This is a genomic window from Aquimarina sp. 433 (genome assembly GCF_054054605.1).
In genome coordinates this window covers 23,944-46,530 of sequence record NZ_JBSWZK010000004.1, presented here as the reverse complement: position 1 = coordinate 46,530, position 22,587 = coordinate 23,944, and the positions used below count along the sequence as shown (strand labels likewise).

At 33.2% G+C, this 22,587-nt stretch carries 21 protein-coding genes; 15 read left to right on the top strand and 6 right to left on the bottom strand.

Annotation, left to right across the window (positions count from 1 at the left end; genetic code table 11):
* Positions 1 to 136 precede the first annotated feature (136 nt).
* Complete coding sequence (locus tag ACWNT5_RS09510; RefSeq protein ID WP_299601023.1) at positions 137 to 2,437, bottom strand: type IA DNA topoisomerase; 2,301 nt, start codon at positions 2,435 to 2,437, stop codon at positions 137 to 139.
* 153 nt (positions 2,438 to 2,590) lie between these two features.
* On the opposite strand from ACWNT5_RS09510, the gene ACWNT5_RS09505 reads away from it, so the two are divergent.
* The 6 genes from ACWNT5_RS09505 to ACWNT5_RS09480 all read left to right on the top strand — a co-directional run bounded on the left by ACWNT5_RS09505 (position 2,591) and on the right by ACWNT5_RS09480 (position 8,857).
* Positions 2,591 to 3,751: a pyridoxal phosphate-dependent aminotransferase gene (locus ACWNT5_RS09505; protein WP_299601026.1), complete on the top strand. Its 1,161-nt coding sequence runs from the start codon at positions 2,591 to 2,593 to the stop codon at positions 3,749 to 3,751.
* Positions 3,752 to 3,895: 144 nt separating this feature from the next.
* Positions 3,896 to 4,960, top strand: coding sequence for a chorismate synthase (aroC, locus tag ACWNT5_RS09500; protein WP_299601028.1), 1,065 nt, complete (start codon positions 3,896 to 3,898; stop codon positions 4,958 to 4,960).
* Between the two features lie 107 nt (positions 4,961 to 5,067).
* Positions 5,068 to 6,369: a dicarboxylate/amino acid:cation symporter gene (locus ACWNT5_RS09495; RefSeq protein ID WP_299601030.1), complete on the top strand. Its 1,302-nt coding sequence runs from the start codon at positions 5,068 to 5,070 to the stop codon at positions 6,367 to 6,369.
* 106 nt (positions 6,370 to 6,475) lie between these two features.
* The gene (locus tag ACWNT5_RS09490; protein ID WP_299601032.1) at positions 6,476 to 7,915 is read left to right on the top strand and encodes a pyridoxal phosphate-dependent decarboxylase family protein; all 1,440 of its coding nucleotides are present in this window, start codon (positions 6,476 to 6,478) and stop codon (positions 7,913 to 7,915) included.
* Positions 7,916 to 7,991: 76 nt separating this feature from the next.
* Complete coding sequence (locus ACWNT5_RS09485) at positions 7,992 to 8,390, top strand: hypothetical protein (protein WP_299601034.1); 399 nt, start codon at positions 7,992 to 7,994, stop codon at positions 8,388 to 8,390.
* A gap of 287 nt (positions 8,391 to 8,677) precedes the next feature.
* The gene (locus tag ACWNT5_RS09480; RefSeq protein ID WP_299601037.1) at positions 8,678 to 8,857 is read left to right on the top strand and encodes a hypothetical protein; all 180 of its coding nucleotides are present in this window, start codon (positions 8,678 to 8,680) and stop codon (positions 8,855 to 8,857) included.
* A 491-nt stretch (positions 8,858 to 9,348) separates the two neighbouring features.
* On the opposite strand, the gene ACWNT5_RS09475 is transcribed toward ACWNT5_RS09480, so the two are convergent.
* From ACWNT5_RS09475 to gcvT, 3 genes are all read right to left on the bottom strand, one after another.
* Positions 9,349 to 9,756: a thiol-disulfide oxidoreductase DCC family protein gene (locus tag ACWNT5_RS09475; protein ID WP_299897249.1), complete on the bottom strand. Its 408-nt coding sequence runs from the start codon at positions 9,754 to 9,756 to the stop codon at positions 9,349 to 9,351.
* Positions 9,757 to 9,819: 63 nt separating this feature from the next.
* Complete coding sequence (locus ACWNT5_RS09470; RefSeq protein ID WP_299601054.1) at positions 9,820 to 10,635, bottom strand: sugar nucleotide-binding protein; 816 nt, start codon at positions 10,633 to 10,635, stop codon at positions 9,820 to 9,822.
* Between the two features lie 97 nt (positions 10,636 to 10,732).
* Entirely contained in the window at positions 10,733 to 11,815 is a 1,083-nt protein-coding gene (gcvT, locus tag ACWNT5_RS09465; RefSeq protein WP_343912609.1) for a glycine cleavage system aminomethyltransferase GcvT, read from the bottom strand.
* A 199-nt stretch (positions 11,816 to 12,014) separates the two neighbouring features.
* Here gcvT and ACWNT5_RS09460 point away from each other — a divergent pair, with 199 nt between their 5' ends.
* Both ACWNT5_RS09460 and ACWNT5_RS09455 read left to right on the top strand, forming a co-directional pair.
* Positions 12,015 to 12,428 carry a DUF3052 domain-containing protein gene (locus ACWNT5_RS09460; RefSeq protein ID WP_456517213.1) on the top strand — a complete coding sequence of 138 codons (414 nt, stop codon included), beginning with the start codon at positions 12,015 to 12,017 and terminating at the stop codon, positions 12,426 to 12,428.
* Positions 12,429 to 12,529: 101 nt separating this feature from the next.
* The gene (locus ACWNT5_RS09455; protein WP_456517212.1) at positions 12,530 to 12,934 is read left to right on the top strand and encodes a hypothetical protein; all 405 of its coding nucleotides are present in this window, start codon (positions 12,530 to 12,532) and stop codon (positions 12,932 to 12,934) included.
* Positions 12,935 to 12,944: 10 nt separating this feature from the next.
* Here ACWNT5_RS09455 and ACWNT5_RS09450 read toward each other — a convergent pair whose 3' ends face one another.
* Both ACWNT5_RS09450 and ACWNT5_RS09445 read right to left on the bottom strand, forming a co-directional pair.
* Positions 12,945 to 13,574 carry a hypothetical protein gene (locus tag ACWNT5_RS09450; RefSeq protein ID WP_456517211.1) on the bottom strand — a complete coding sequence of 210 codons (630 nt, stop codon included), beginning with the start codon at positions 13,572 to 13,574 and terminating at the stop codon, positions 12,945 to 12,947.
* Positions 13,575 to 13,704: 130 nt separating this feature from the next.
* Complete coding sequence (locus ACWNT5_RS09445) at positions 13,705 to 14,133, bottom strand: hypothetical protein (RefSeq protein ID WP_299897235.1); 429 nt, start codon at positions 14,131 to 14,133, stop codon at positions 13,705 to 13,707.
* A gap of 320 nt (positions 14,134 to 14,453) precedes the next feature.
* Here ACWNT5_RS09445 and ACWNT5_RS09440 point away from each other — a divergent pair, with 320 nt between their 5' ends.
* The 7 genes from ACWNT5_RS09440 to ACWNT5_RS09410 all read left to right on the top strand — a co-directional run bounded on the left by ACWNT5_RS09440 (position 14,454) and on the right by ACWNT5_RS09410 (position 22,577).
* Positions 14,454 to 17,066: a S8 family serine peptidase gene (locus ACWNT5_RS09440; RefSeq protein WP_456517210.1), complete on the top strand. Its 2,613-nt coding sequence runs from the start codon at positions 14,454 to 14,456 to the stop codon at positions 17,064 to 17,066.
* A gap of 455 nt (positions 17,067 to 17,521) precedes the next feature.
* A complete protein-coding gene (locus ACWNT5_RS09435; RefSeq protein ID WP_456517209.1) occupies positions 17,522 to 17,956 on the top strand; it encodes a hypothetical protein in 435 nt (144 codons plus the stop codon).
* 147 nt (positions 17,957 to 18,103) lie between these two features.
* Entirely contained in the window at positions 18,104 to 18,805 is a 702-nt protein-coding gene (gene tssD / locus ACWNT5_RS09430) for a type VI secretion system tube protein TssD (RefSeq protein WP_456517208.1), read from the top strand.
* A 3-nt stretch (positions 18,806 to 18,808) separates the two neighbouring features.
* Entirely contained in the window at positions 18,809 to 20,515 is a 1,707-nt protein-coding gene (locus tag ACWNT5_RS09425) for a LysM peptidoglycan-binding domain-containing protein (RefSeq protein WP_299897223.1), read from the top strand.
* Between the two features lie 7 nt (positions 20,516 to 20,522).
* Positions 20,523 to 21,383, top strand: a complete 861-nt coding sequence (locus ACWNT5_RS09420) for a hypothetical protein (protein WP_456517207.1) — start codon at positions 20,523 to 20,525, stop codon at positions 21,381 to 21,383.
* Positions 21,380 to 21,970 (top strand): hypothetical protein, encoded by a 591-nt coding sequence (locus tag ACWNT5_RS09415; RefSeq protein ID WP_456517206.1) that lies wholly within the window; start codon positions 21,380 to 21,382, stop codon positions 21,968 to 21,970. The genes ACWNT5_RS09420 and ACWNT5_RS09415 overlap by 4 nt, the downstream gene beginning before the upstream one ends.
* A 46-nt stretch (positions 21,971 to 22,016) precedes the next feature.
* The gene (locus ACWNT5_RS09410) at positions 22,017 to 22,577 is read left to right on the top strand and encodes a hypothetical protein (RefSeq protein WP_456517205.1); all 561 of its coding nucleotides are present in this window, start codon (positions 22,017 to 22,019) and stop codon (positions 22,575 to 22,577) included.
* Positions 22,578 to 22,587 lie beyond the last annotated feature (10 nt).

The window sequence follows — 22,587 nt, the reverse complement described above, 5'->3', positions numbered from 1 at the left end:
TATGAAATTTTGTATTGCTGATTATTGTAATTCAGCTATTTAACAATTCTGTTATAAAATCACTCTAAAATAGCCATTTATAGCTGTATTAGCAAGAATTAAATAGGTAGATTTTATTTGATTTTAAGGAGTGTTTTTACGAAACATGACTCTGTATAATATCGTATACCAATTCTTTTGATAACTTTTGATTACCTGCTTTATTTCTTATGATTTCGAAAGAACATTGAAAATTACAACCATTATTGAATTCACTACAGCCGTAAGCTGTTTTTCCTTTTAGTATATGACCTTTCTTGCATTTAGGGCATGAGATCTTATCGGGTACAGTTTGAGGTTGTGTTGCGATTTTTTTAGTTTCTAAAACCAATTGATGATCTTCATCAAAACGTACTAAACCTTCTACTGTTTTCTCTTCTGTTTTGAAGCCTTTTAAATTTACTGTACAACCTTTTTTGAGTAATCGTATATATTGTTTTTCAGAGATTTTTTTACCTGTAAAAACAAAGGGTAATTGAAAATCACAACCTTCTTTATATGCACTACATCCGTAAGCGGATTTTCCTTTCAATAGCGTTCCTTTGCCACATTTAGGACATTTCTCCTGTAAAATAGATGATTTAGTAACTTTTTTAGTTGCTTTTTCTGTTTTTTCGGAAGTGGTATACGATATGTTAGCTCTAGTTTTTTCAGTTCGTACTTCATATACTAAATGATCTACCATTTGCTTCATGTTTTTAATAAAAGCACCAGCATGAAATGTACCTTTTTCTATCTCTTTGAGTTGCTTTTCCCATCGACCAGTTAATTCAGCAGATATTAATAGTTTATTTTGTATCGTATCTATCAATTGTATACCTGTGGTAGTTGGTAAAATCTGTTTTTTATTACGTTCTATATATTTTCTTTTGAATAAGGTTTCAATAATGTTAGCTCTAGTAGAAGGTCTTCCGATTCCATTTTCCTTCATGAGTTCTCTCATTTCTTCATCATCCACCTGTTTTCCTGCTGTTTCCATAGCTCTTAATAAAGTAGCCTCTGTAAATTGTCTGGGAGGTTTGGTTTCTTTTTCTAGAAAAGAAGGTTCATGAGGACCTTTTTCACCTTTTACAAATTCAGGGAGTATTCCAGATTCTTTTTTACTATCACTTTCTGGTGTTTCAAATACAATACGCCAACCTTTTTCTAAAATTACCTTTCCAGTCGTTTTAAAAGATACGGTATCAGCTTTACCAATAACTGTTGTATTGGCTACTTTACAATCGTCATAAAATACAGCAATAAAACGTCGTGTAATGATATCATACACTTTTTTCTGATTGATTTGTAATTTGGTTTGCTCTCCGGTAGGTATGATAGCGTGGTGATCAGTGACCTTTTTATCGTTAAAGACTTTGGTAGATTTTTTGATCTTTTTCCCAAGAATTGGAGTAGTTAGAGCATTGTAGTCTGTTAGTTTTTGTAAAATACCCGGAACTTTTGGGTAGATGTCATTTGGTAAAAAGGTGGTGTCTACTCTAGGATAAGTAACTACTTTTAATTCATATAACCGTTGAACAATTTTAAGTGTTTCATCTGCAGAAAAACCAAATTTGGTATTACAGTATACTTGTAAACCAGTTAGGTCAAACAATTTTGGAGCATACTCTTTACCATTCTTTTTGGTAATAGAAATAATCTCAAAATCACTTTGTTTTACTTTATTAGCTAATATTTCGCCGTCTTCTTTTTTAAGAAAACGACCTTCTTCATAACTAAATAAGGTATCTCTGTATAAGGTTTGTAATTCCCAATATCGTTGTGGTATAAAGTTTTGAATTTCCTTAAATCTATGGACTACCATGGCTAGACTAGGAGTTTGTACTCTTCCAATAGACAAAACTTGTTTGTACCCTCCATGTTTTACGGTATACAATCTGGTAGCATTCATTCCTAATAACCAATCTCCAATAGCTCTAGAAAAACCTGCATAATACAAATTATCATATTGTGTAGAAGGTTTTAAATTGGTAAAACCTTCTTTGATAGCTTCTGTAGTAAGAGAAGAAATCCATAATCGTTGAACTTCACCAGTATAACCAGCTTGATCGATTACCCATCGTTGTATCAATTCTCCTTCTTGGCCAGCATCACCGCAATTAATTACAACAGTTGCTTTTTCGAATAATGATTTTACAATACCAAACTGTTTTTGAATTCCCTGATTATCTACAACTTTGGTTTTGAATTTTTCAGGGAGCATTGGTAGATTATTAAGATCCCAACTTTTCCAATGAGGTTTGTAGTCATTAGGTTCATATAGCGTGCATAAATGACCAAAAGTATACGTGACAGCATACCCATTACCTTCATAATATCCATCGCGCTTTGTGGTAGCTCCTAAAACAGTAGCAATTTCTCTCGCAACACTTGGTTTTTCGGCTATGCAAACTTTCATTAATTCAAATTAGTTTTCCGGTGGAAAATTAGTCAAATTTTAATTAAGAATGATGCGTTTAAATTATTCTATTATCATGTTTTAGTGTGCCAATATCATGATTTAGGAATGAAAATAGCAGTATATCTACCAAATTTGTAGAAAACCTTATTTATGGAAACGTATAGACATAATAGAAGAAAATTTTTACAATTAGGAAGCACATTAGCTGTGGCTAGTTCTATAGCTCCGATTACCTATGGAGCTTCTTTATTGGAAAAAAATGATTTTAGAACCCTAGAAGAAAAAGAACCCATACGCTTATTCTCTAATGAGAATCCTTACGGACCTTCACAACAGGTAACTAAGGCAATAACAGAGCATACATCGAGAGTCAATAGATATGCTTCTTTTAATTCATATGCTACAGATGAGTTAAGAAGAAAAATAGCTAAACAGAATGGTATAAATGAAGACCAAGTGATTTTGGGACATGGTTCTTTCGAAATTTTATGCATGCTTACTCGAGCTTTTGGGCAACAGCAAGATAGTATTATAGTACCTGCAACCACTTTTAATGTTACAGCAGCTTTTGCTGATAGGATTTTTGATCATAAAGCCAAAAGAATATTGTTAACAGATGCTATGGATATTGATTTAAAAACAACCAAAAGTGCGATTACGAAGGCTACCAGATTGGTATATATCTGTAATCCTAATAATCCTACTGGTAAAGCTTTATCAGCGAATGATTTACTATCTTTTTGTAAAGAAGTAGCATCATCTAATTGTACGGTGGCTATAGATGAAGCCTATGTAGAACTTATGGACCCCAAAAAGAAACCTGATACGATTAAATTATTACAAGAAAAATATAATGTTTTAATTATTAGAACATTTTCTAAAGCCTATGGCTTGGCAGGTTTAAGAGTAGGGTATGCTATGGGCTTATCAGAAACGATAGCCAAATTGAATCATGAGTTTTATAATTTTGATGGATTAATTAGCAATCCTGGAGTAGTAGCCGCGATTACAGCTTTGGAAGATCCTTCATATGTGAATGAGTATCAAAAGAAGAATTCTGAAGTAAAAAAATATATGGAAGATAGTTTAGATGATTTAGGACTTCAGTATGTAAAAAGTGATACAAACTTTATGTTGATAGAAGTAAAGGATGTAAAACGTCTCAAAGAAGAATTAAAAACCTTTGGAATTGCAATTTTTCCTAGTGGAGGAAAACATTATCCTACTTGGGCTAGGATTAGTATTGGAACATTACCACAGATGCAAAGTTTTATGAAAGCCATTCGAACAATGAATTGGTTAAAGGTATAAATAAGGTAGAAATAAGTATTGTTCAAAAAATAAGTTTGAAATATGAAATAGTAACAATTTTCGAAAAATATTGATGGGTTTTCTATCAAATTACTATCGCATTTTTGAAGATTAACAAGTACATTTGTTGAAAATTGTTTTTGAATGGCAGGAAATACATTTGGGAATCTATTTAAGGTAACCACTTTTGGAGAATCTCACGGACCAGCAATAGGAGGAGTCATCGATGGATGTCCTTCTGGAGTACAACTCGATCTTGATGCGATACAAGCAGAATTAGATCGTAGAAAACCAGGACAATCTACAATTGTTACTCAACGAAAGGAGCCTGATACCGTAGAATTCTATTCTGGTATTTTTGAAGGTGTTACCACAGGAACACCAATCGGGTTTGTGATTAAAAATGCAAATCAAAAATCAAAAGACTATTCGCACATTAAAGATTCTTATAGACCATCACATGCAGATTATACCTATGATCAAAAGTATGGTATAAGAGATTATAGAGGAGGAGGACGATCATCGGCGAGAGAAACTGCTAGTAGAGTAGTAGCAGGAGCTATAGCAAAGCAAGTCCTTTCTGGTATTAGTTTTAATGCTTATGTGAGTGGTGTGGGATCGATTAAACTAGAGAAACCGCATACAGAACTAGATTTTTCATTAGTAGAAAGTAATATCGTTCGATGCCCTGATGCTGAAAAAGCGCAGGAGATGGAACAGTATATCAAACAAATACGAAAGGAAGGAGATACCGTAGGAGGATTAGTAAGTTGTGTTATTTCTGGAGTTCCTGTTGGATTGGGAGAACCAGCTTTTGATAAACTCCATGCAGAACTAGGTAAAGCAATGCTTTCCATTAATGCAGTAAAAGGGTTTGAATATGGTAGTGGTTTTGCCGGAGCAGAGCTGAAAGGAAGTATGCATAATGATCTTTTCAATACGGATGGTACTACAAAAACTAATCTTTCTGGTGGAATTCAAGGTGGAATTTCTAATGGAATGGATATCTATTTTAATGTAGCGTTTAAACCAGTAGCTACTATTATGCAAGACCAAGAGACTATTGATAAAGAAGGGAACATAGTTAATATGCAAGGAAAAGGTAGACATGATCCTTGTGTAGTGCCACGCGCCGTTCCTATCGTTGAGGCAATGGCAGCTTTGGTAATTGTTGATTACTGGCTAATGAATCGTACGATTAAAAAATAAGCACTTAAAAATATAGTTAATGTTACGGTAATCTTAACAAGGTTACCGTTTTTTTGTTTTTAATTTATATCTTCGACTTTTTGTATTCAAAAAATTAGATAATTCACATGAAGAAACTTGCTTTGCACTGGCAAATCCTTTTAGGAATGATTGCTGGAGTATTATTCGGATTTTTAATGACTCAGTTTTCTTGGGGAAAAGGTTTTACAGCAGATTGGATTAAACCTTTTGGAACCATTTTTATCAATTCTCTTAAATTGATTGCGGTGCCCTTAATCTTGGCGTCTTTAATTAAAGGAGTTTCAGATTTAAAAGATATTTCTAAGCTTTCCAAAATGGGTGGGCGTACGATTATAACCTATATCATTACGACTGTGATAGCAGTAAGTATTGGTTTGATTGTAGTGAATATCGTAAAACCAGGAGCTGCAATCACTGAAGAAACAAGAAGTGAACTTATCGCAAGTTATAAAGGCGCAGCAGATAGTAAGATTGCAGATGCAGAGAAACAAAAGAATGCAGGACCGTTACAAGCTCTTGTAGATCTGGTGCCTAGTAATATATTTAGTGCAGCGAGTAACAATAGAAATATGTTACAAGTAATATTCTTCGCTATATTTTTTGGTATAGGATTAATTCTAATTCCTGAAGAAAAGGCAAAACCTGTAAAAGACTTTTTTGATGGTTTTAATGATGTTATACTAAAACTCATTGACCTTATTATGCTAGCAGCTCCTTATGGTGTTTTTGCATTGTTAGCGGCATTGGTGGTTGAATCTCCGAGTGCAGATTTATTTGCGGCATTGGGAATGTATGGAGTTTCTGTACTTATCGGTCTTGCTTTAATGATAGGAGTTTATATTTTGATTGTATGGTTTTTCACTAAGAAAAGCCCTTCCTTTTTTATCAATGGAATTTCTCCAGCACAGTTATTAGCTTTTTCTACTAGTTCTAGTGCAGCTACCTTACCAGTAACTATGGAAAGAGTAGAAGAACATCTTGGGGTAGAAAAAGAAGTGACCAGTTTTGTGTTACCTATAGGAGCTACTATTAATATGGATGGTACAAGTTTATACCAAGCAGTAGCAGCAGTTTTTATTGCTCAAGCTTTTGGAATGGATCTTACTTTAGGAGCACAGTTAGGGATTGTTGCAACAGCAACCTTAGCATCTATTGGTTCTGCCGCAGTTCCTGGTGCAGGAATGGTAATGCTAGTTATTGTGCTAGCACAGGCGGGTATTCCTGAAGCAGGATTAGCACTAATTTTTGCTGTGGATCGTCCTTTGGATATGTGCAGAACTACAGTAAATGTAACTGGGGATGCAGCTGTATCTATGATGGTAGCAAAAAGCGTAGGAAAACTTGGGGATCCTAAGGTAAAAGATTGGGATGATCATTACGAAGGATAAGGTTAATCCTAGAATTTGTTATACTTTTTCTAAAATTTGATGCTTTTTCTCAATAATATTATTGGTAGTTATACCTTTATTAAAAAATTGAGTAATACACAAAAGAATGAAGGAAACTATTTTTTTAGAAGAATCATTGAAAAAAATATATGATCCTTCGGATTTTAGAGAAATAGGACATCAGTTGGTAGATATGCTTGCAGATCACCTAGAGCAAGTACAATCTGATAAGGACGCACCAGTCATCAAATATCGAAATCCAGAAGAGGAACTGTCTTATTGGAAAAATGATTTGTCTTACGGTTCTAATATGATGGATTTTTACAAAGAAATCTTAGATAGATCCATACACGTGCATCACCCTCGTTATATGGGGCATCAGGTTGCTGTTCCATCCGTAATAAGTAGTTTATCGGGATTAGTAACAGATCTTCTTAGTAATGGTACTGGAGTTTATGAAATGGGAATGGCCTCGAATGCTTTAGAAAGGATTGTAACTGATTTTGTTTCTGATAAAATTGGATATGGAACAGAAGCTGCTGGTTTCCTTACTTCTGGAGGAACATTGGCTAATTTAACAGCCTTATTGGCTGCCAGAAAAGCAAAAGCTCCTGGATTGGTTTGGGAAGAAGGACACCAAGAAAATCTAGCTGTTTTAGTTTCTGAAGAAGCACATTATTGTATTGATAGAGCAGCAAGAATATTAGGTTTTGGTGCGAAAGGGATTATAAAAGTACCAACGAATTCCTCTTTTCAGATAGATGTAAACGTAATAGAAGAATACTTAGAAAAAGCTGAGCAAGATGGCTTAGTTGTCATTGCTATTGTTGGGTGCGCTTCTTCTACAGCAACAGGTTCATATGATGATTTAGCAACGTTAGCAGAGATTGCTAAAAATCACAATTTATGGTTTCATGTAGATGGAGCTCATGGTGCTGGTGTTGTTTTTTCTGAAAAATATAAACACTTGGCTAAAGGAATAGATCAAGCAGATTCTGTGGTCATAGATTTCCATAAAATGTTATTGACTCCTTCTTTAAATACAGCATTATTGTTTAAACAAGGAGAAGAATCGTATAAAACTTTCGAACAACGGGCTCAGTATTTATGGGACTCCCAACAATCTAGAGAATGGTATAATTCTGGGAAAAGAACTTTTGAATGCACCAAATTAATGATGTCTTTAAAAGCCTATTCTATTATTAAGATGTATGGAGAGGATGTATTCGAGAAAAACATCAATCGATTATATGACCAGGGAAAATTATTTGCTCAGATCATACGTAATCGCGATGGATTCGAACTGTTAATGGAACCTGAAGCCAATATTTTGAATTTTAGATATCTAAAGTTTTCAGATTCCGATTTAAATGCAAACAATTCCAAAATACGAGAAGCACTATTGAAATCTGGTAAATTTTATATTGTACAAACGATGATTAATGAACAACGTTATCTTAGAACTTCTATAATGAATCCATTGACTACAGAGGAAGATTTTGAAGCATTGTTAGATGAAATAGAAATCATTGCTACATCACTCTAATGTTGTTTTGTGTGATCTACGCAACCTTTTTATAATGAAAGCATCTAAATAGTAAATTAGAAAATCACACAAGTTTATGAGACGATTTTATTTTATTTTACTGTCAATTCTTATGATGAGTTGTAGTAATGATGATGATGGTAACGCAGTTGTACAATCTACAATAGAAGGAGAATGGAGTTTAGTAAAGGTTACTGGTGGTTTTGCCGGAGTTGATGAAGATATAGATAAAGGTACAATCGAATGGGATTTTGACGAAGCTTCAGGTATGGTAACTATTACAAATACGATATCCGATGCATCTTTTAATACCATTTTACCTTCTGGAACGTATACTTATAGTATATCCGCTCCTGCAGATGCCGATGATTTAATTGTGAACAATGTAAATCTAGGAAGACTTACCTTAGAAAATAGCTTTTTTACCGTCGAAGAATCTTTAGTAGACGGATTTACTTTTCGATTCGAAAGATAGTAGATAATTACATTAAAATAATTTTATGTAATAATTAGTTTAACTAATATATAATTCAAATAGGCTTGTTACAAAGCCTATTTTTTTTGTTTAATATGTTTAGAAACTGAATTTTAGCTTCTAACTATATAATGGCTTACATAGTTGGTATAGAGTTTGATATTATATACCCATAATGAAAAAGGGGGAAAACCCCTATATGATTTCTAGCTAAAGTCCCCTTAATTTGCTTCAGATATAAACATACTTTTGAACCGCACATAAAATAAACCTTAAATTAACTCAATATGAAACGGCTTTTTCTACCCTTAGCTTTAATATCTTTTGCAGTGATCTGTTTAAGTATTGTACATATAGATAATGTAAATAAGTTAGATAAAAAATATAATCAGTTAAGACAAAAACATCAGTTAGATACCAATGATAATACTGAGGTAACAGCTATTGAGCAGCTGGATAAAAAATGAACATCAGCTCAAGATACGTTACAAACCAATAAACAAGAGGGAGCCATTATTCCAGAATTAGTGGAATAGAGGGGAAAACAACAAAAGTAACGGATAACCACCTAAAGACTGTCTTGCCTAATCTTGGCAAGGCAGTTTTTTAGTTAAATAATGGGAATATTTGGTCTTTGCACTGCTATAAATTTTCAATATCAAACGAATTCTAATTGAAACCCAACGAATTCTAAAATACCTACTACTTAGGTCATGATTGATAATTACTTTTAAACCGTAATTAAAAGATGGTCTTTTTTTTGCTCCCAAATTATTTTACCCAAAATAAAATAGATAGGATGAAACAATTGTTATTACCGGTAATCCTCATATGTTTTGCCATATGCTGTTTAGGATTTGTACATATAGACAATATGAATAAACTGGAAAAAGAGACAAGTAAAATTGAACACACTAACACAAAAACAATCGTATAAGTTGGATAACCTATAACCAATTTAGTCAATGAAAAGGGCTTTAAGCTCCGGAGTTGGGATTACACAATTATCTCTTTTACCAAACCATTTGTATCTGTTTTTTGAAATAATGTCATAAACCCAATCTCTTAAAAGCTTAGGAAAGATTAAAAAAACAGAAAGTAACGGATAACCACCAGACAGCTGCTTTGCAATTTGTAGAGCAGCTGTTGATTTATGATAATATGTGTTTTGCTCTATTAATAAGATAGTATCTAATTTAGAAGTGTCTACACCTCGTTCTGCTGCTAGTTGTTTTCCTATATCACTTTGCAGCGAAGCATATCGAAACACATCGTTTTTATCACGTTTTATTATAAAATTGACAGCACCATTACATAAATTGCAAACACCATCAAATAATATAATCTTTTTCCCTTCTAAGTTCATAATACAAAGATACATACCAATTACGAATTTACCTTAGAATTATAATTTTGTTAAGAAGGTATATTATTTAATGATTACAGATTCAATAACTTCTTTAGTAGTGATTTGTAGGTTTTTTGGAAGTATGTTATCCTTTGGCAATACCGCTAGGTACCTATCATTATTAGAATCAAAAACTTGTTTAAACATAGGATCTTCTAATTGCAAAGTATCACATATTTCAGTAATAAGATCTAAATGATAAATAAGATCAGTACTTCCCAAATGAAAGATTCCTTTTTTATCTCTGTTAATAATGTAGTGTAATTGTTGGGTTAATTTAGAAATCGATGTGGCATTAATAATTACATTTGGGAAAACTTCTATAGACGCTTTAAGATCATGTAAAGTTTTAATTTCTTGTACACGCGGTGTATTAGCACCGAATACCATAGGTACCCTCGCAATTACATATTTATCAGTAGGTAATCGCAATAGTGCATTTTCTATTTTAATTTTAAACTTACCAAATATACTTTCGCTTAAAGTTTTATCATGTTCATAAGACGGATAATTACTAAAAGTATCAAATACATTAGCGCTAGAGATAAAGATTAGTCTAGCCGTATTTCTTTGTAACCAACTAATAATACGGTAATGTGCATCTATCTGAGAATTGAAATTACCTCTTAGCGCAGAAACAATAATATTGGGTTTTAAGTTATCTAATAGGATAGAGATATCCTCTAGTTCCATATCATACTGAAAAAATTTCTGATTCTTTTCATAGAAAGCATTATCCGTATGATACGTTCCATAGGTGTCAAAATAGGAATTTAGCTCCTTATACAAGGAATTTCCTATAAAACCACTGGCTCCTATGATTAAAATTTTTTTCAATATTGGGGTGCTAAAAAAGTTAAGTTTCAGAGATCACTATGTATTAGTATCTGTAATCCTGAAACTTAACTTACGGTTTATTATTGTTATAAAGAACTTATCCTTTATAAAAAGGTAATTTTACTACAGTTGCAGGAATCGCTTTTTTACGAACCTGAATATTAATTTTACTTCCTGGCGAAGCAAATACTGTTGGAACATATCCTAAACCAATTCCTTTCCCTAAGGAAGGAGACATGGTACCAGAGGTTACAATACCTATTGCATTTCCATTACCATCTACAATATCATAATCGTGTCTCGGAATTCCTCTTTCATCTAGCTCAAAACCTACTAGTTTTCTTTCTGCACCACGTTCTTTCTCTTTAGCTAGTTCTTCAGAATTAATAAAATCTTTAGAGAACTTAGTAATCCATCCTAAACCAGCCTCGATAGGAGAGGTCTCATCATTAATATCATTTCCGTATAGGCAATATCCCATTTCTAAGCGTAGTGTATCTCTTGCTGCCAGACCAATTGGTTTGATATCAAAATCCGCTCCTGCTTCGAATACTTTATCCCATATTTGTTGTACTTCAGAATTTTTACAATAGATTTCAAATCCACCACTTCCTGTATAACCTGTTGCAGAGATAATCACGTGTTCGATACCTGCAAAATCAGCTACCTGAAATGTATAAAACTTTAATGCTTCTAAATCTACAGAAGTAAGGGATTGCATAGCCTGTGCTGCCTTTGGTCCTTGTATGGCAAGTAAAGAATAGTCTTCTGATAAATCACGCATTTCTGCATTCATCGTGTTATGACTTTGTATCCAATCCCAATCCTTTTGGATATTTGATGCATTTACTACTAATAAATATTTTTCTTCTTCTAAACGATATACGATTAAATCATCTACAATTCCTCCTTTATCGTTTGGTAAACAACTATATTGTGCTTTTCCATCTACTAATTTAGAAGCATCGTTAGAAGTTACTTTTTGTATGAGTTCCAAAGCATTTGGACCAGTAATAAGAAACTCACCCATATGAGAAACATCAAAAACACCTACACCATTTCTAACCGTTTCGTGTTCTACATTTACTCCTTCATACGATACGGGCATATTATAACCAGCAAATGGCACCATTTTGGCTCCTAATGCCATGTGAGTTTCAGTTAGCGCAGTATTTTTCATAAATTATAAATTAATAGAATTAGCAATCAAATTGACGCCGAAAGTAAAAAACTTTGCGTTGGTAAACAATGCTTTTAGATGATAAATTGTTAACTTTTTACTAATCTAAAAGCTATTTATTGAGAATTTGATAATTCGTAATCTTGCTCTATTCGTTTTTTTATAACTTTAGCATACTTCGTGTAATAAATGAGTGATTATGTCTGCAGGGTATTCAGGAACACCTTTGGCTAAAAAATTGGGAATTAAGTCGGGAACAAGTGTATTATTGTATAATGCACCAGATCATTATTGGAAATTGTTTTCTGATATGCCTAATGATCTTCAGATCCATAAAAAGGTTGTAGAACAAGAGCTTGACTTTATTCATGTGTTTTGCAAAACTCAGAAAGAATTAGAAGAGATCATACCAAAATATAAAGTTGGATTGAAAAAGACAGGAATGCTTTGGGTAAGTTGGCCAAAGAGAACTTCTTCTATAGTTACGGATTTGAAGAGAGATATGATAAGAATCTACGTTTTACAACAAGGACTGGTAGATATAAAAGTAGCAGCGATAGATAATGATTGGAGTGGATTAAAGTTTGTATACCGGGTTGGTGATAGAAAATGATACTCTGTAAATAAAGAATCTAAACCTATTATTAAGGTATTTATGAAGCAACCATTTATTTGTTCTTGTATCTACAAAACGAATACATAAAAGATAAATTTATGAAAAAGCGTTTCTTTCTCCTGGTAATCCCATTTTTAATGCTACTGGCTTGTAGCAATGATGATGATGCAAACATCGATAATCCTGATTTGTTAGGAAAATGGAGATTGATAGAGCAATTAGTCGATCCTGGTGATGGAAGTGGTACATTTCAGCCAATCTCAAGTGATCAGGAATTAGAGTTTCTTGAAGAAGGAGTGCTAAACGTTACCAATGGTGATATATGTACATTAGCTATCGATTCTGACGGAGAAAATACTGTTAGTTACTCATTGGATGAAAGCACTATTATCGCAGATTGCGAAAATTTCATCGGTATAAGTTTTGAAATAAAGGAAGGAAGATTGTTTCTATATTATTCCTGTATAGAAGGTTGCGCTCAAAAATATCAAAAACTTCCTTGATAAGATATATCTAATGTATTTGCATATATTTTAGTATACGAACCAGGATAAGTGTAATTGCTGTTAGTATCGTAATGACTGTTCCTATCTTTTTCCATTTTTTTATTTTCTCAGGATTTCCAAATCCATGTGGTTTTTGAAGATATAACCCGTTTGGAATTTGCATCGAAGCAATTAGGGTAAACAATTCATCGATCGTTATTTTACCTCTTAAGAAATCGATAAAAACCGGATTTTTACGAATAAGGTCGTAATTTCCTTTTTGCTTTATAATAATATATTCATCATCCTTATATATCTTGGTATCTAAACTTTGCATATAGACCAAGTTTATTTCTTGTTTAGGGACTTCCTTTTCTGTGTATAAGGTGTAGTTTCCTATAGTTTTTGAGGTAAGCAAATTTTCCTGACTTTCAAAAGGGTTCTCTTTTAGTGCTTTTTCAATATTTCCCTTAATGATTTGTAGTTCAGCAATTGCTAATTGACCTGAACCTCCTAAGTTTAGCAAGTAGGTTTTTAGATGTAAATGTTTTTCATGGTTTTTTGCAATCAGTTCATCTTCACTCTCTGAAGTCAAGGCCAAACCAATAGATGCAATTTGTTGCTTAAAAACTTTTCGGAATTTATGTAGAAGTAACATATTGATTTTTTAGTATTAGTATGTGGAACATTGTGTATGCTAAGACCAACAAATCCCGTTCTAAACAGAACAGGATTTGCTCAATAACCCCTATCAATTATGATAACTAAACTTAATAGGTCCTAAATGATTACTGCATTAGCTTTTTAGAAAGCTCCTGTAACTCAGCCGACTTAGCTGTCATATAATCATTTAGCTTTTTTACATCATCTCCAGAAAGGTTACCCATAACTTCCTGAGCTTTTGTTCCTAACTCCTGACCTTTTTGCCCTAAAGAAGCGAAAGCCGTCATATCTTTACTTTCTACTGCTTTTTTGTATTCTTCGATATAAGCTTCATAAGAATCTACATATTCCTGAACCTTTTGGTCGCTAAAACTAGGAACACCATCAGATGATGTTGATTTTGCTTCACTGCTTTTTTCTTCAGATTTTTCTTCAGTCGCTACTTCTTCAGTCTTATCTGCAGTATCAGTAGCTTCAGATTTAGTTTCATTTTTACAAGAAGCTGCAAACAAAACAGCGATAATTAATGCGAAATTTAAAATGGTTTTTTTCATGATTTTTATATAAGTGTTAATTAATCGATTGGTTTTAATTATGGTACAAATATATCTTCGTAATAGAAGTCGCCAAACACTCTTTTCCGTGAAAAAAACACCCTGTTTTCAGGGAGTTGACTGTTTGTTTCTTTTGTAGAAACTTGTTTATGAGGGGTTTGTGTGTTATTCTTTTAAATCGTTCATTAAAAAACGAATTACTTGCTGCTTAACCATAATCAATAAGGGACAAATCCCTGTTTGTAAAGGGTAAAACACCTATTGTCTTCACGTATAGTGTCTTGTAAGTTTACGATATCAACTTTAAAAATATATTACAGATGAAATCAAAAACAACTATTGTATGGTGTATGCTGCTATTGTTTACGACAATGGCTTGGGCACAAAAAACAAGAACAATCAATCAACAACAGTTCTCTGAGGAAAAAGAGGGTTGGAAATTGGTAGACGAACAAACGGGGCAGAAGTTTGCACTAAGCGATGAGATCACGATTCAGTTTCAAAAAGCACCTTCTCAAAGAGCAATCCAACGATTAGAAGAAACCTACGGGATGAAACTGATGAGAAGTAACAGACTTGGTTTTTATGACTTTAAAATCATTACCAGAGGTAAAATTCTGGACACGTATGATAAAATGGCCCGAGAGGTAGATGCTCAGCAAATCTTCACAAATACTATGGGATCGTATATCTTAACACCAAATGATCCGCTTTTTGGTATGCAATGGGGATTGGAGCAGGTGAGTGATGCCGATATTGATGCCGAGGATGCTTGGGATATTACCACAGGAAACAGTAATGTCATTGTAGGGATATTAGATAGTGGAACCGATTGGACTCATGAAGATTTAGGATTAGGAACCGATGGATACCAAAACGTATACCTTAATCCTGGAGAAGATGCATGGGCTAATCCTAATGATCCTACCACAGGAAATGGAATTGATGATGATGGTAATGGTTTCGTAGATGATTGGAAAGGTTGGGATTTTCAAAATAATGATAATGATTCTAGAGGGCCTTTTTGGCATGGAACTCATGTAGCTGGAGTAGTTGGTGCTAAAACCAATAACAATACTGGTATTGCTGGTATCGCTGGAGGTAATAACGGTGTCGGAGCAAGATTGATGTTAGAAGGTGTTGGAGATTTTGCACCAAATGCTGCTATTTTAGATGATGCGATCATATACGCAATGGATAATGGAGCAGATATCATACAGTTGAGTTTGACTGTTGGTAGCTCTCCTGCGATTAATACAGCATTACAAAATGCATACAATGCAGGCGTATTTATTGTATGTGCAGCAGGTAATTCTGGTGGAGGCGCAATATCTTATCCAGCTTCAAATGTTAATGTGTTTTCTGTTGCAGCAACTACCAATACAGATGCTAAAGCAGGTTTCTCTCAGTTTGGACCTAATCTAGATCTTGCTGCTCCTGGAGTGGGAATTAGAAGTACTCAGAATGGAAATGTATATGCTAATAGCGATGGAACTTCCTTTGCTGCTCCTGCGGTTTCAGGAGTAGCTGCTTTAATGTTATCTGTAGATCCTACATTGAGTAATCAGGAGATTGAAGATATTCTAAAATGTACTGCTGATAAGGTTGGAGGTTATGATTATAACTGGAACGCAACAGAGCCAGGGCATTCTCAAGAGCTAGGATATGGTAGATTAAATGCGCATCAGGCAGTATTGGCGGTGGATACCTCTGATATGTATATCCGAGATACCGTGGCAGATGACGGAACCGAACCATCTTCCGGAACAATGTATCTAAGCCCAGATATTTGGGTGCGAAACGATGATGATGGTATATTAACCCATGAAAATCCGGAATACAAACTCTTAAGTCCTAATTGGGTGTATGTAAGGATCAATAGAAAAAACTGCTCTAATATCGATGATGGAGTGCTTAAGCTCTATTTTAGTAAAGCTTCTACAGGATTATCTTGGCCAGTACATTGGAACAATTACTATCAAATGGTAGGAGGAAGTAATATTCTGCACGGTGATTTTATTGGTGACGTTGCTATTCCTACTTCTCCAGATGATGAGATTATTGTAAAAATTCCTTGGTATCCACCAAATCCAGCAGACTTTGTAAATGATGTACACCACTTTTGTTTACTAGCAAGAATAGAATCTGCTACCGATCCAATTGGAGTTGAAGTAGCCTCTGTATGGCAAAACACTAAAAACAATAACAATATTGCATGGAAAAATGTTAGTGTCTATGATATAAATGCGTTCAACAATGTAGCACCTGCAGTATTTATCAGAAATATAGATAAAAGAGTGAGAGCTATCAATCTTCAGTTAGCTGTTACGGAAAACAAAACAGGAATCCCTTTTGAAAAAATAGGAGCTTTTTATTTAATGCCAGATGAAAAACTAAATGAATTGTTAGGGGAAGCTAAGATGGAAGGAATTGAGCGTGTGGATAGGAATATTTATAGAGTATATGAACCCAAGGCAATGATATATAATGTAAGGGCAGAACCTTATGAAACCTTTAGTCTTAAACTACTCGTAAAACCAGAGGTAGAGTTAAAAGAAGGAACCTATCTTAATTACAATATTTTACAAACAGATGAAGAATTCCAGCCCATGGGAGGAGAACAGTTTACGATAGGCAATTTTGGTGGCAAGCAAGATGATAAAGAAGATGCTAGACCTGTAGAAGAAATCAAGACGATTGATTTTAGTGCATACCCTAATCCAACACAAGGAGAAGTAGCAATTCAGTTAAATGATACTTATACCAATGTAGGGATAGTGATCAGGAATATGGCTGGGGATGTTATCTATGCGGACCATCAAAAAGAAACTGATCGTTTTGATGTTGAGCTAAAAGGATATAAAGGATTGTATTTTGTAAAGATCATCACTGAAGATGGTGAAACGAAGACAATGAAATTACTTAAGAATTAATCCTAGAGATATACCCCAAGATTTGTCAAAAACCGCTCTTCAATAGGAGCGGTTTTTTTGTTTTGTACTTATTAGTCTTCAAGACAAATACCGAGCTTTTACACTGAGCTTATTGGGCTTCGAGACGGATGCTGAGCTTCCTCCATAGGCAGACAGGTGTCGAAGTACAGCCTTCGGATTGATTTGAACCCTGAGGTGTCACACAGAGCTTCCTCCATGGGCGGACAGGTGTCGAAGTGCAGCCGAAGTATTACTCGAAAGGTAAGTAGGTATATTGGAACTCCTCCAGAAACTGATAGATATAAAAGTATCGTCCGAAAGCTATGCTTATATTGTAACCCGCTTATACCTCATACAATACCATTCGTCTACACTTTTTGTTTATTAACCGAAATATGTGTACCTTTCATATGTATTTTTCTTCACCCAGATCATAGATGTATTATTTTTACACTATGCAATACCTTAAAGACACCGTATTTTTTCGCGAAGCCATCCAGGAGTTAAATTATTCCTTTGGAAATTTTTATTTATTCGATGGATATGTGGTTGGCGAAATCAATGAAGATGTTGTTTTTACCTGGGATGATCATGCCAAAATTCTTGTAGAACACCTTACCAATCTATATGATCACGATGGCGGAGAAATTGTATATATTACCAACAGAGTACATTCTTATGCCGTAAAGCCTAGTGATTGGATTAAGTTTTACAGAAGTGACTATAAACTTCGTGCCTATGGTATTGTAAGTTATACTCCCAAAGGGTTAATGAATGTGTTATTAGAAAAGTTGTTTATGCGCAACAAGATCAGGGGATTCGATACTTTAGGAGATGCTATTCATTGGGCCAAGGTACTAACTAGTGTCATCCGATCAAAAGCTAGTTAATATTTTATTCTTACATACCCTTTTAGGACTGCACTTATCTACAGTTTATCACGGGAAATAACACCTATATCGAAATAATTTGTTTGCGTGTAGCTCCTTCCACATATTTTTGATATTTTACTGCTCCAAATTTCAAATTGTCACGCTATGGCCTTTCAGGCGAAACTTTTTATTAATGACGAAGAACGAAATGTACTAAACAGCGCATTTTTGTATCAACAGTTGGTAGATGCTAATGGACGCCCACAAACGACTATTCAAAATGGTAAAATCCATTTACTTGTAGAGTCTACCAAAAATGATGAATTATTTTATGATTGGATGTTTTCTACCCATACCATGTACAACGGTTATGTTCGCTTTTACAAGAGGGATGGGTTTAGTAAGCTATTTGATTTTGAGTTTGGTAATTGCCACTGCGTACAATTAGAGGAAAAATTTAATGCGGAAGGCAATGATCCCTTAAAAATGGAACTATTGCTATCGCCAGGTATTCAGAGAGTACGTGGACAGGTTTTCGAAAAAAACTGGAATCCCAGCAATCCTTTTGCTGAAGCTGCTCCGATTACGGAGAGGGAGGAGAATGTTGAACCTGAAATAGAGGATATGTATTATACCGATATGGATGGAAATAGGATACCAGATGATGAATTACAGTCAGGAACTGCTGTTTATCTTGTATTGAAAACTAAAAATGGTGTAGGTAAAGATGTTGATATAGATCTTGATGATAATCAAAATGACTTTAAGTACAATGGAGAAGTGCTAACAAATGATATTATTGAAGATCTAACAATCACCTCAGATACTCAAAAAATTAAATTAGAGATTATCACTCAAAAGAAATAGAATATGCCAACGCTAACATTCAAGGATTTTCCTAATATATTTAAATCAGTCCCCTCTCTTAAAATAATAAGACCAAAAGTGACAAAAGCCTATTTTGCGGAAGCTACTATAGAAGAGATTGAAGTGGAAAGTGAAACAGGTGCTCAAGATAATGAAATATACACTGTGCAATCTGGTGATACATTAAGTAAAATAGCTAATAAGAAAGGTACAACAGTTGCAGCTATTATAGAAAGTGATGCAACAATTACTACTGCAAATCAAAACAGTCTTAATATAGGACAAGAAATTACTCTACCTATACTTGTTGCAGCAAAAGAAAAGAAAAAGAAGATAACTTTTAAAAAAGTTGATCAAGGTAATATTGGAAAAGAAATCTATGTAATAGTAGAAACTGAGTTGCTTCAAGGTAGGACTATGTCGATTAATGTCCGTCAAGGAAAGGAAAAGGGGATCGAAGAGCAAGATGAGAATATAATGCTTAAAGATGATCAGGGTAATTACAATACTATGGTAAAGACTACTATAGGAGGTATGTGCGAGACTGATTATTTAAATAAAGATGATTTTGCCGATCAGGCTATTTTTAAAATAGCAATTGATAGCAGTAATGAAGAAAAAAAAGATGGTTGGATAAAATCATTAAGTGAAGCAACAGGTAAAAAGACATTATTATACATTTTAGCTGATGCACATACTTTAGAAGGACAAACTGAATTAAATATTCAATATCTCGGAGATACAGAAGAAGGAGAAATAAGAGGAGAAAAAATTACGAACAGATGGTTAGATACGGATGGACAATGGTTTGAATTAAAAGGAGGTCCTAAATTTCCTATTACTCCAGAGCAATTATTGGAAATATTTCCAAAATCAAAAAAAACAAGGAGAGAAGAAGTCGCAAAAGCAATTAATAATAATAGTGATGAATTCGAAATACATAATTTGGACAGGATGTCTCATTTTCTTGGACAGATTGGTACTGAAACAGGTGAACTAAGAGCTTTGCAAGAAAATTATGGATATAAAGCAAAAAATATTTATGATACTTTTTTGAGAAAAGTTTTAGTTTCTCATCCAACCAAATCTGGTAAATACACATTTAAATATCATGATTTAATTGAAGGTTATGATGCAACACTAGAATGCGAATATTCTAATCCCACAACAAATTATCAGAAAAACTATGGTCATAAGAGAGATGTTGATGACCCTATTGAAGTAACAAGAGTTCTTTTAAAAGGAAAATACGTAGCGTCTTGGGACTATGATGCCTTTAAAGAAGATTATAGCATAAAGTCGTCTTATATTGAAAGTAAGACTCTTTTTGATTATGTATATGGATGTAGAATGGAAAATGGTAAGAAATCTACCGAAGATGGTTCTGATTATTTTGGTGTTGGTTTTATACATTTAACAGGAAAGGATAAGTATAAGGCTTTAGATGAAAAATGGAAAGAATTATATCCGGAGGATACCAAAGATTTTATGGGTGATGATATTTCTCTTTTAAAAACGGATGTAGAGGTCGCTATTAAGGCATCTATGATAATATGGACTCACGTTCAGGATGGGACAAATAGTAAAGCAGATCAAGGAAATAATAATGCCGCGATCACATCCGTTACTTATGATGTAAACGGTGGCGATAATGGATTAACTCATAGAAAGAGGTATACTAAGAAAGCCTATGAAGTTCTGGATAAATAAAAAAATGATGAAAAACATAAATAAAACGAAGATCTTAATCTTCTCTGTGTTATTTCTTTTTTTCGCCTGCAAACAGAGCGATAGTGTAAAAAAAGAAGAGGTGATTTCCGAAAGCATTGCTGAGGAAGTAATTATTGAGCCTGTACATCAAAATAAATCGAAACATTCATTAGACGATTTTCAAGGTATTTGGGAAAGCTATTCCGAATATCTAGAACATGAATCTGATTTTAAAGATTATAATAAGCATAAATATTATAAGATCATTAGTGGTAATGAAGTCCTTGATATAATTTTGGTGAATGGGAGTAAAAGTAATGTGCAAATAGATCAGTATTATATAGGCTTTTTAGATACTTTTAATGATGATTTTTCTAAAAACAAGGATGAGTTTTTAAATACTTTACAAAAATCGGGTTCCATGTTAGTTAGATCTAAAAAAGGACAAAAAACATATGATAAAACCAATATTGAAAGAAGTATTGAATGTCAAAGATATTTTGATGTAACAGAAGTTTTGGATGATGGCTTTGTTTACGATGAAAAGGACAAGTACGTTAGCTTTAGATTAATTTCATCATTGCCAATAGAAATTTTCAACATGTTAAAAACAACATTGAAAAAAGAAAATTTAGACTATATAAGTGGATATGGTATAGATGAAAAATCAAAAAAAGTAAAGATAACAGTAGGTAAAACTTTTTTTCATAATGAAATGTCAGAAACATCTAAAAGAAAGGCCTTCTTAGTAAAGGGAGATATTGCCTATATGGAAGATGTTAATGAGAACTGGGTTAAAGTGTATTACGATGGAAAGATCATTTCAGGCGGATATATTAAACGAGCAGATGTTGAAGTTTTAAAATGATTATTAAAGGTTCATCTCAATTACTAAAATGCATTTATTTCTGGATTATTATTGCTATAATTTTTAGTTGTAAAAATGCTAAAACTGAAGATAAAAATGTAGTTGTAGAGGTTACAGCTAACACAAAAAAAGAGAATATTTTAGAAAATAAAGAAAATAATTCTTCAAGTATTCAGATTGCTAAATCAATATTTAATGATATCATTTCCATAGATGAGAAGGCTAAAGACTCATTACTATTATTTAATAAATATAAGTTTAACATCTCTCAACAAAAGAATCTAATAAGTTTAAATTTTCGTGAATGTCTTATTTTTTCAAATCAACAATACTTTAATGATAAATTTGATCTAAAAGAAACTAATGTATGGTATGAAGAAAGACTTGAACATACTAATCTTTTCTATTCGGACCATAATAATAAACATATCATTGTTTTAGACTTTTTAAAGGCAACAACATTTAAGAAATGTAATATTTCTAAAGGAAATGATTTGATACTGGATGCAATAAGAATTTTTAAAAAAGAAAAATATAACGAAATATCTAAGAAGTCAAATTCACCTTTTTATAGTTATAAAATGTAAATGTAGTATTTAAAATTGAAATCAAATTTTTCGGATAATTTATATTATGAATTATTATAGATTTTTTTTTCTTCTATTAATATGTTTTTTCTCTTGTAAAGAAAAAAAGAGTAAAAATCTTTCTTCTATTGATGATAAAACATCTAAGGATATCAGAATTGATACTATAAGTAGCTATAAAAAAATAGATACTATCATACACACCATAAAAAATGATACTTTAGTTTTTAAGCTAAGTGACAGGGTTCTTTATTTCTCAGATAAAGTAGAAAATCGTTGGAAGAAGATTCAAGTAAAAAAACTTGAGAATGGAGTCATTATTAATGTTAGTATACCTAAAGAGTTAAGTTACGAGAAAAGTGATATTTCAGATTTTTCTCCCAACCAGAAATATCTATTATTACATGCGATTGAAAAAGGAGAGCTTTCGGATGGAAATTCTGTTGAGGAGATAGAAAAGTATAATTGCATGTTTTTAGATATTCAAAATCTTAAGTTGTCTGACAAGTATGGGGATCTATTCTGTAGTGGTGAATGGAAAGATCGAGATACATGGATGGTTGATGAAGAAGAAACTTATCGATTAGAAGAGATATTTAAAAATTAACTTTTGAAGG

Bases quoted from the DNA above. Each gene is read 5' to 3' on its own strand.
- ACWNT5_RS09425 (WP_299897223.1), top strand. From the start codon at position 18,809: ATGCCAACGCTAACATTCAAGGATTTTCCTAATATATTTAAATCAGTC.
- ACWNT5_RS09420 (WP_456517207.1), top strand. From the start codon at position 20,523: ATGAAAAACATAAATAAAACGAAGATCTTAATCTTCTCTGTGTTATTT.
- ACWNT5_RS09495 (WP_299601030.1), top strand. From the start codon at position 5,068: ATGAAGAAACTTGCTTTGCACTGGCAAATCCTTTTAGGAATGATTGCT.
- ACWNT5_RS09475 (WP_299897249.1), bottom strand. From the start codon at position 9,756: ATGAACTTAGAAGGGAAAAAGATTATATTATTTGATGGTGTTTGCAAT.
- gcvT (WP_343912609.1), bottom strand. From the start codon at position 11,815: ATGAAAAATACTGCGCTAACTGAAACTCACATGGCATTAGGAGCCAAA.
- ACWNT5_RS09510 (WP_299601023.1), bottom strand. From the start codon at position 2,437: ATGAAAGTTTGCATAGCCGAAAAACCAAGTGTTGCGAGAGAAATTGCT.
- ACWNT5_RS09505 (WP_299601026.1), top strand. From the start codon at position 2,591: ATGGAAACGTATAGACATAATAGAAGAAAATTTTTACAATTAGGAAGC.
- ACWNT5_RS09455 (WP_456517212.1), top strand. From the start codon at position 12,530: ATGAAAAAGCGTTTCTTTCTCCTGGTAATCCCATTTTTAATGCTACTG.
- tssD (WP_456517208.1), top strand. From the start codon at position 18,104: ATGGCCTTTCAGGCGAAACTTTTTATTAATGACGAAGAACGAAATGTA.
- ACWNT5_RS09490 (WP_299601032.1), top strand. From the start codon at position 6,476: ATGAAGGAAACTATTTTTTTAGAAGAATCATTGAAAAAAATATATGAT.
- ACWNT5_RS09480 (WP_299601037.1), top strand. From the start codon at position 8,678: ATGAAACGGCTTTTTCTACCCTTAGCTTTAATATCTTTTGCAGTGATC.
- ACWNT5_RS09435 (WP_456517209.1), top strand. From the start codon at position 17,522: ATGCAATACCTTAAAGACACCGTATTTTTTCGCGAAGCCATCCAGGAG.
- ACWNT5_RS09460 (WP_456517213.1), top strand. From the start codon at position 12,015: ATGTCTGCAGGGTATTCAGGAACACCTTTGGCTAAAAAATTGGGAATT.
- ACWNT5_RS09440 (WP_456517210.1), top strand. From the start codon at position 14,454: ATGAAATCAAAAACAACTATTGTATGGTGTATGCTGCTATTGTTTACG.
- ACWNT5_RS09415 (WP_456517206.1), top strand. From the start codon at position 21,380: ATGATTATTAAAGGTTCATCTCAATTACTAAAATGCATTTATTTCTGG.
- ACWNT5_RS09445 (WP_299897235.1), bottom strand. From the start codon at position 14,133: ATGAAAAAAACCATTTTAAATTTCGCATTAATTATCGCTGTTTTGTTT.
- ACWNT5_RS09450 (WP_456517211.1), bottom strand. From the start codon at position 13,574: ATGTTACTTCTACATAAATTCCGAAAAGTTTTTAAGCAACAAATTGCA.
- ACWNT5_RS09410 (WP_456517205.1), top strand. From the start codon at position 22,017: ATGAATTATTATAGATTTTTTTTTCTTCTATTAATATGTTTTTTCTCT.
- ACWNT5_RS09485 (WP_299601034.1), top strand. From the start codon at position 7,992: ATGAGACGATTTTATTTTATTTTACTGTCAATTCTTATGATGAGTTGT.
- aroC (WP_299601028.1), top strand. From the start codon at position 3,896: ATGGCAGGAAATACATTTGGGAATCTATTTAAGGTAACCACTTTTGGA.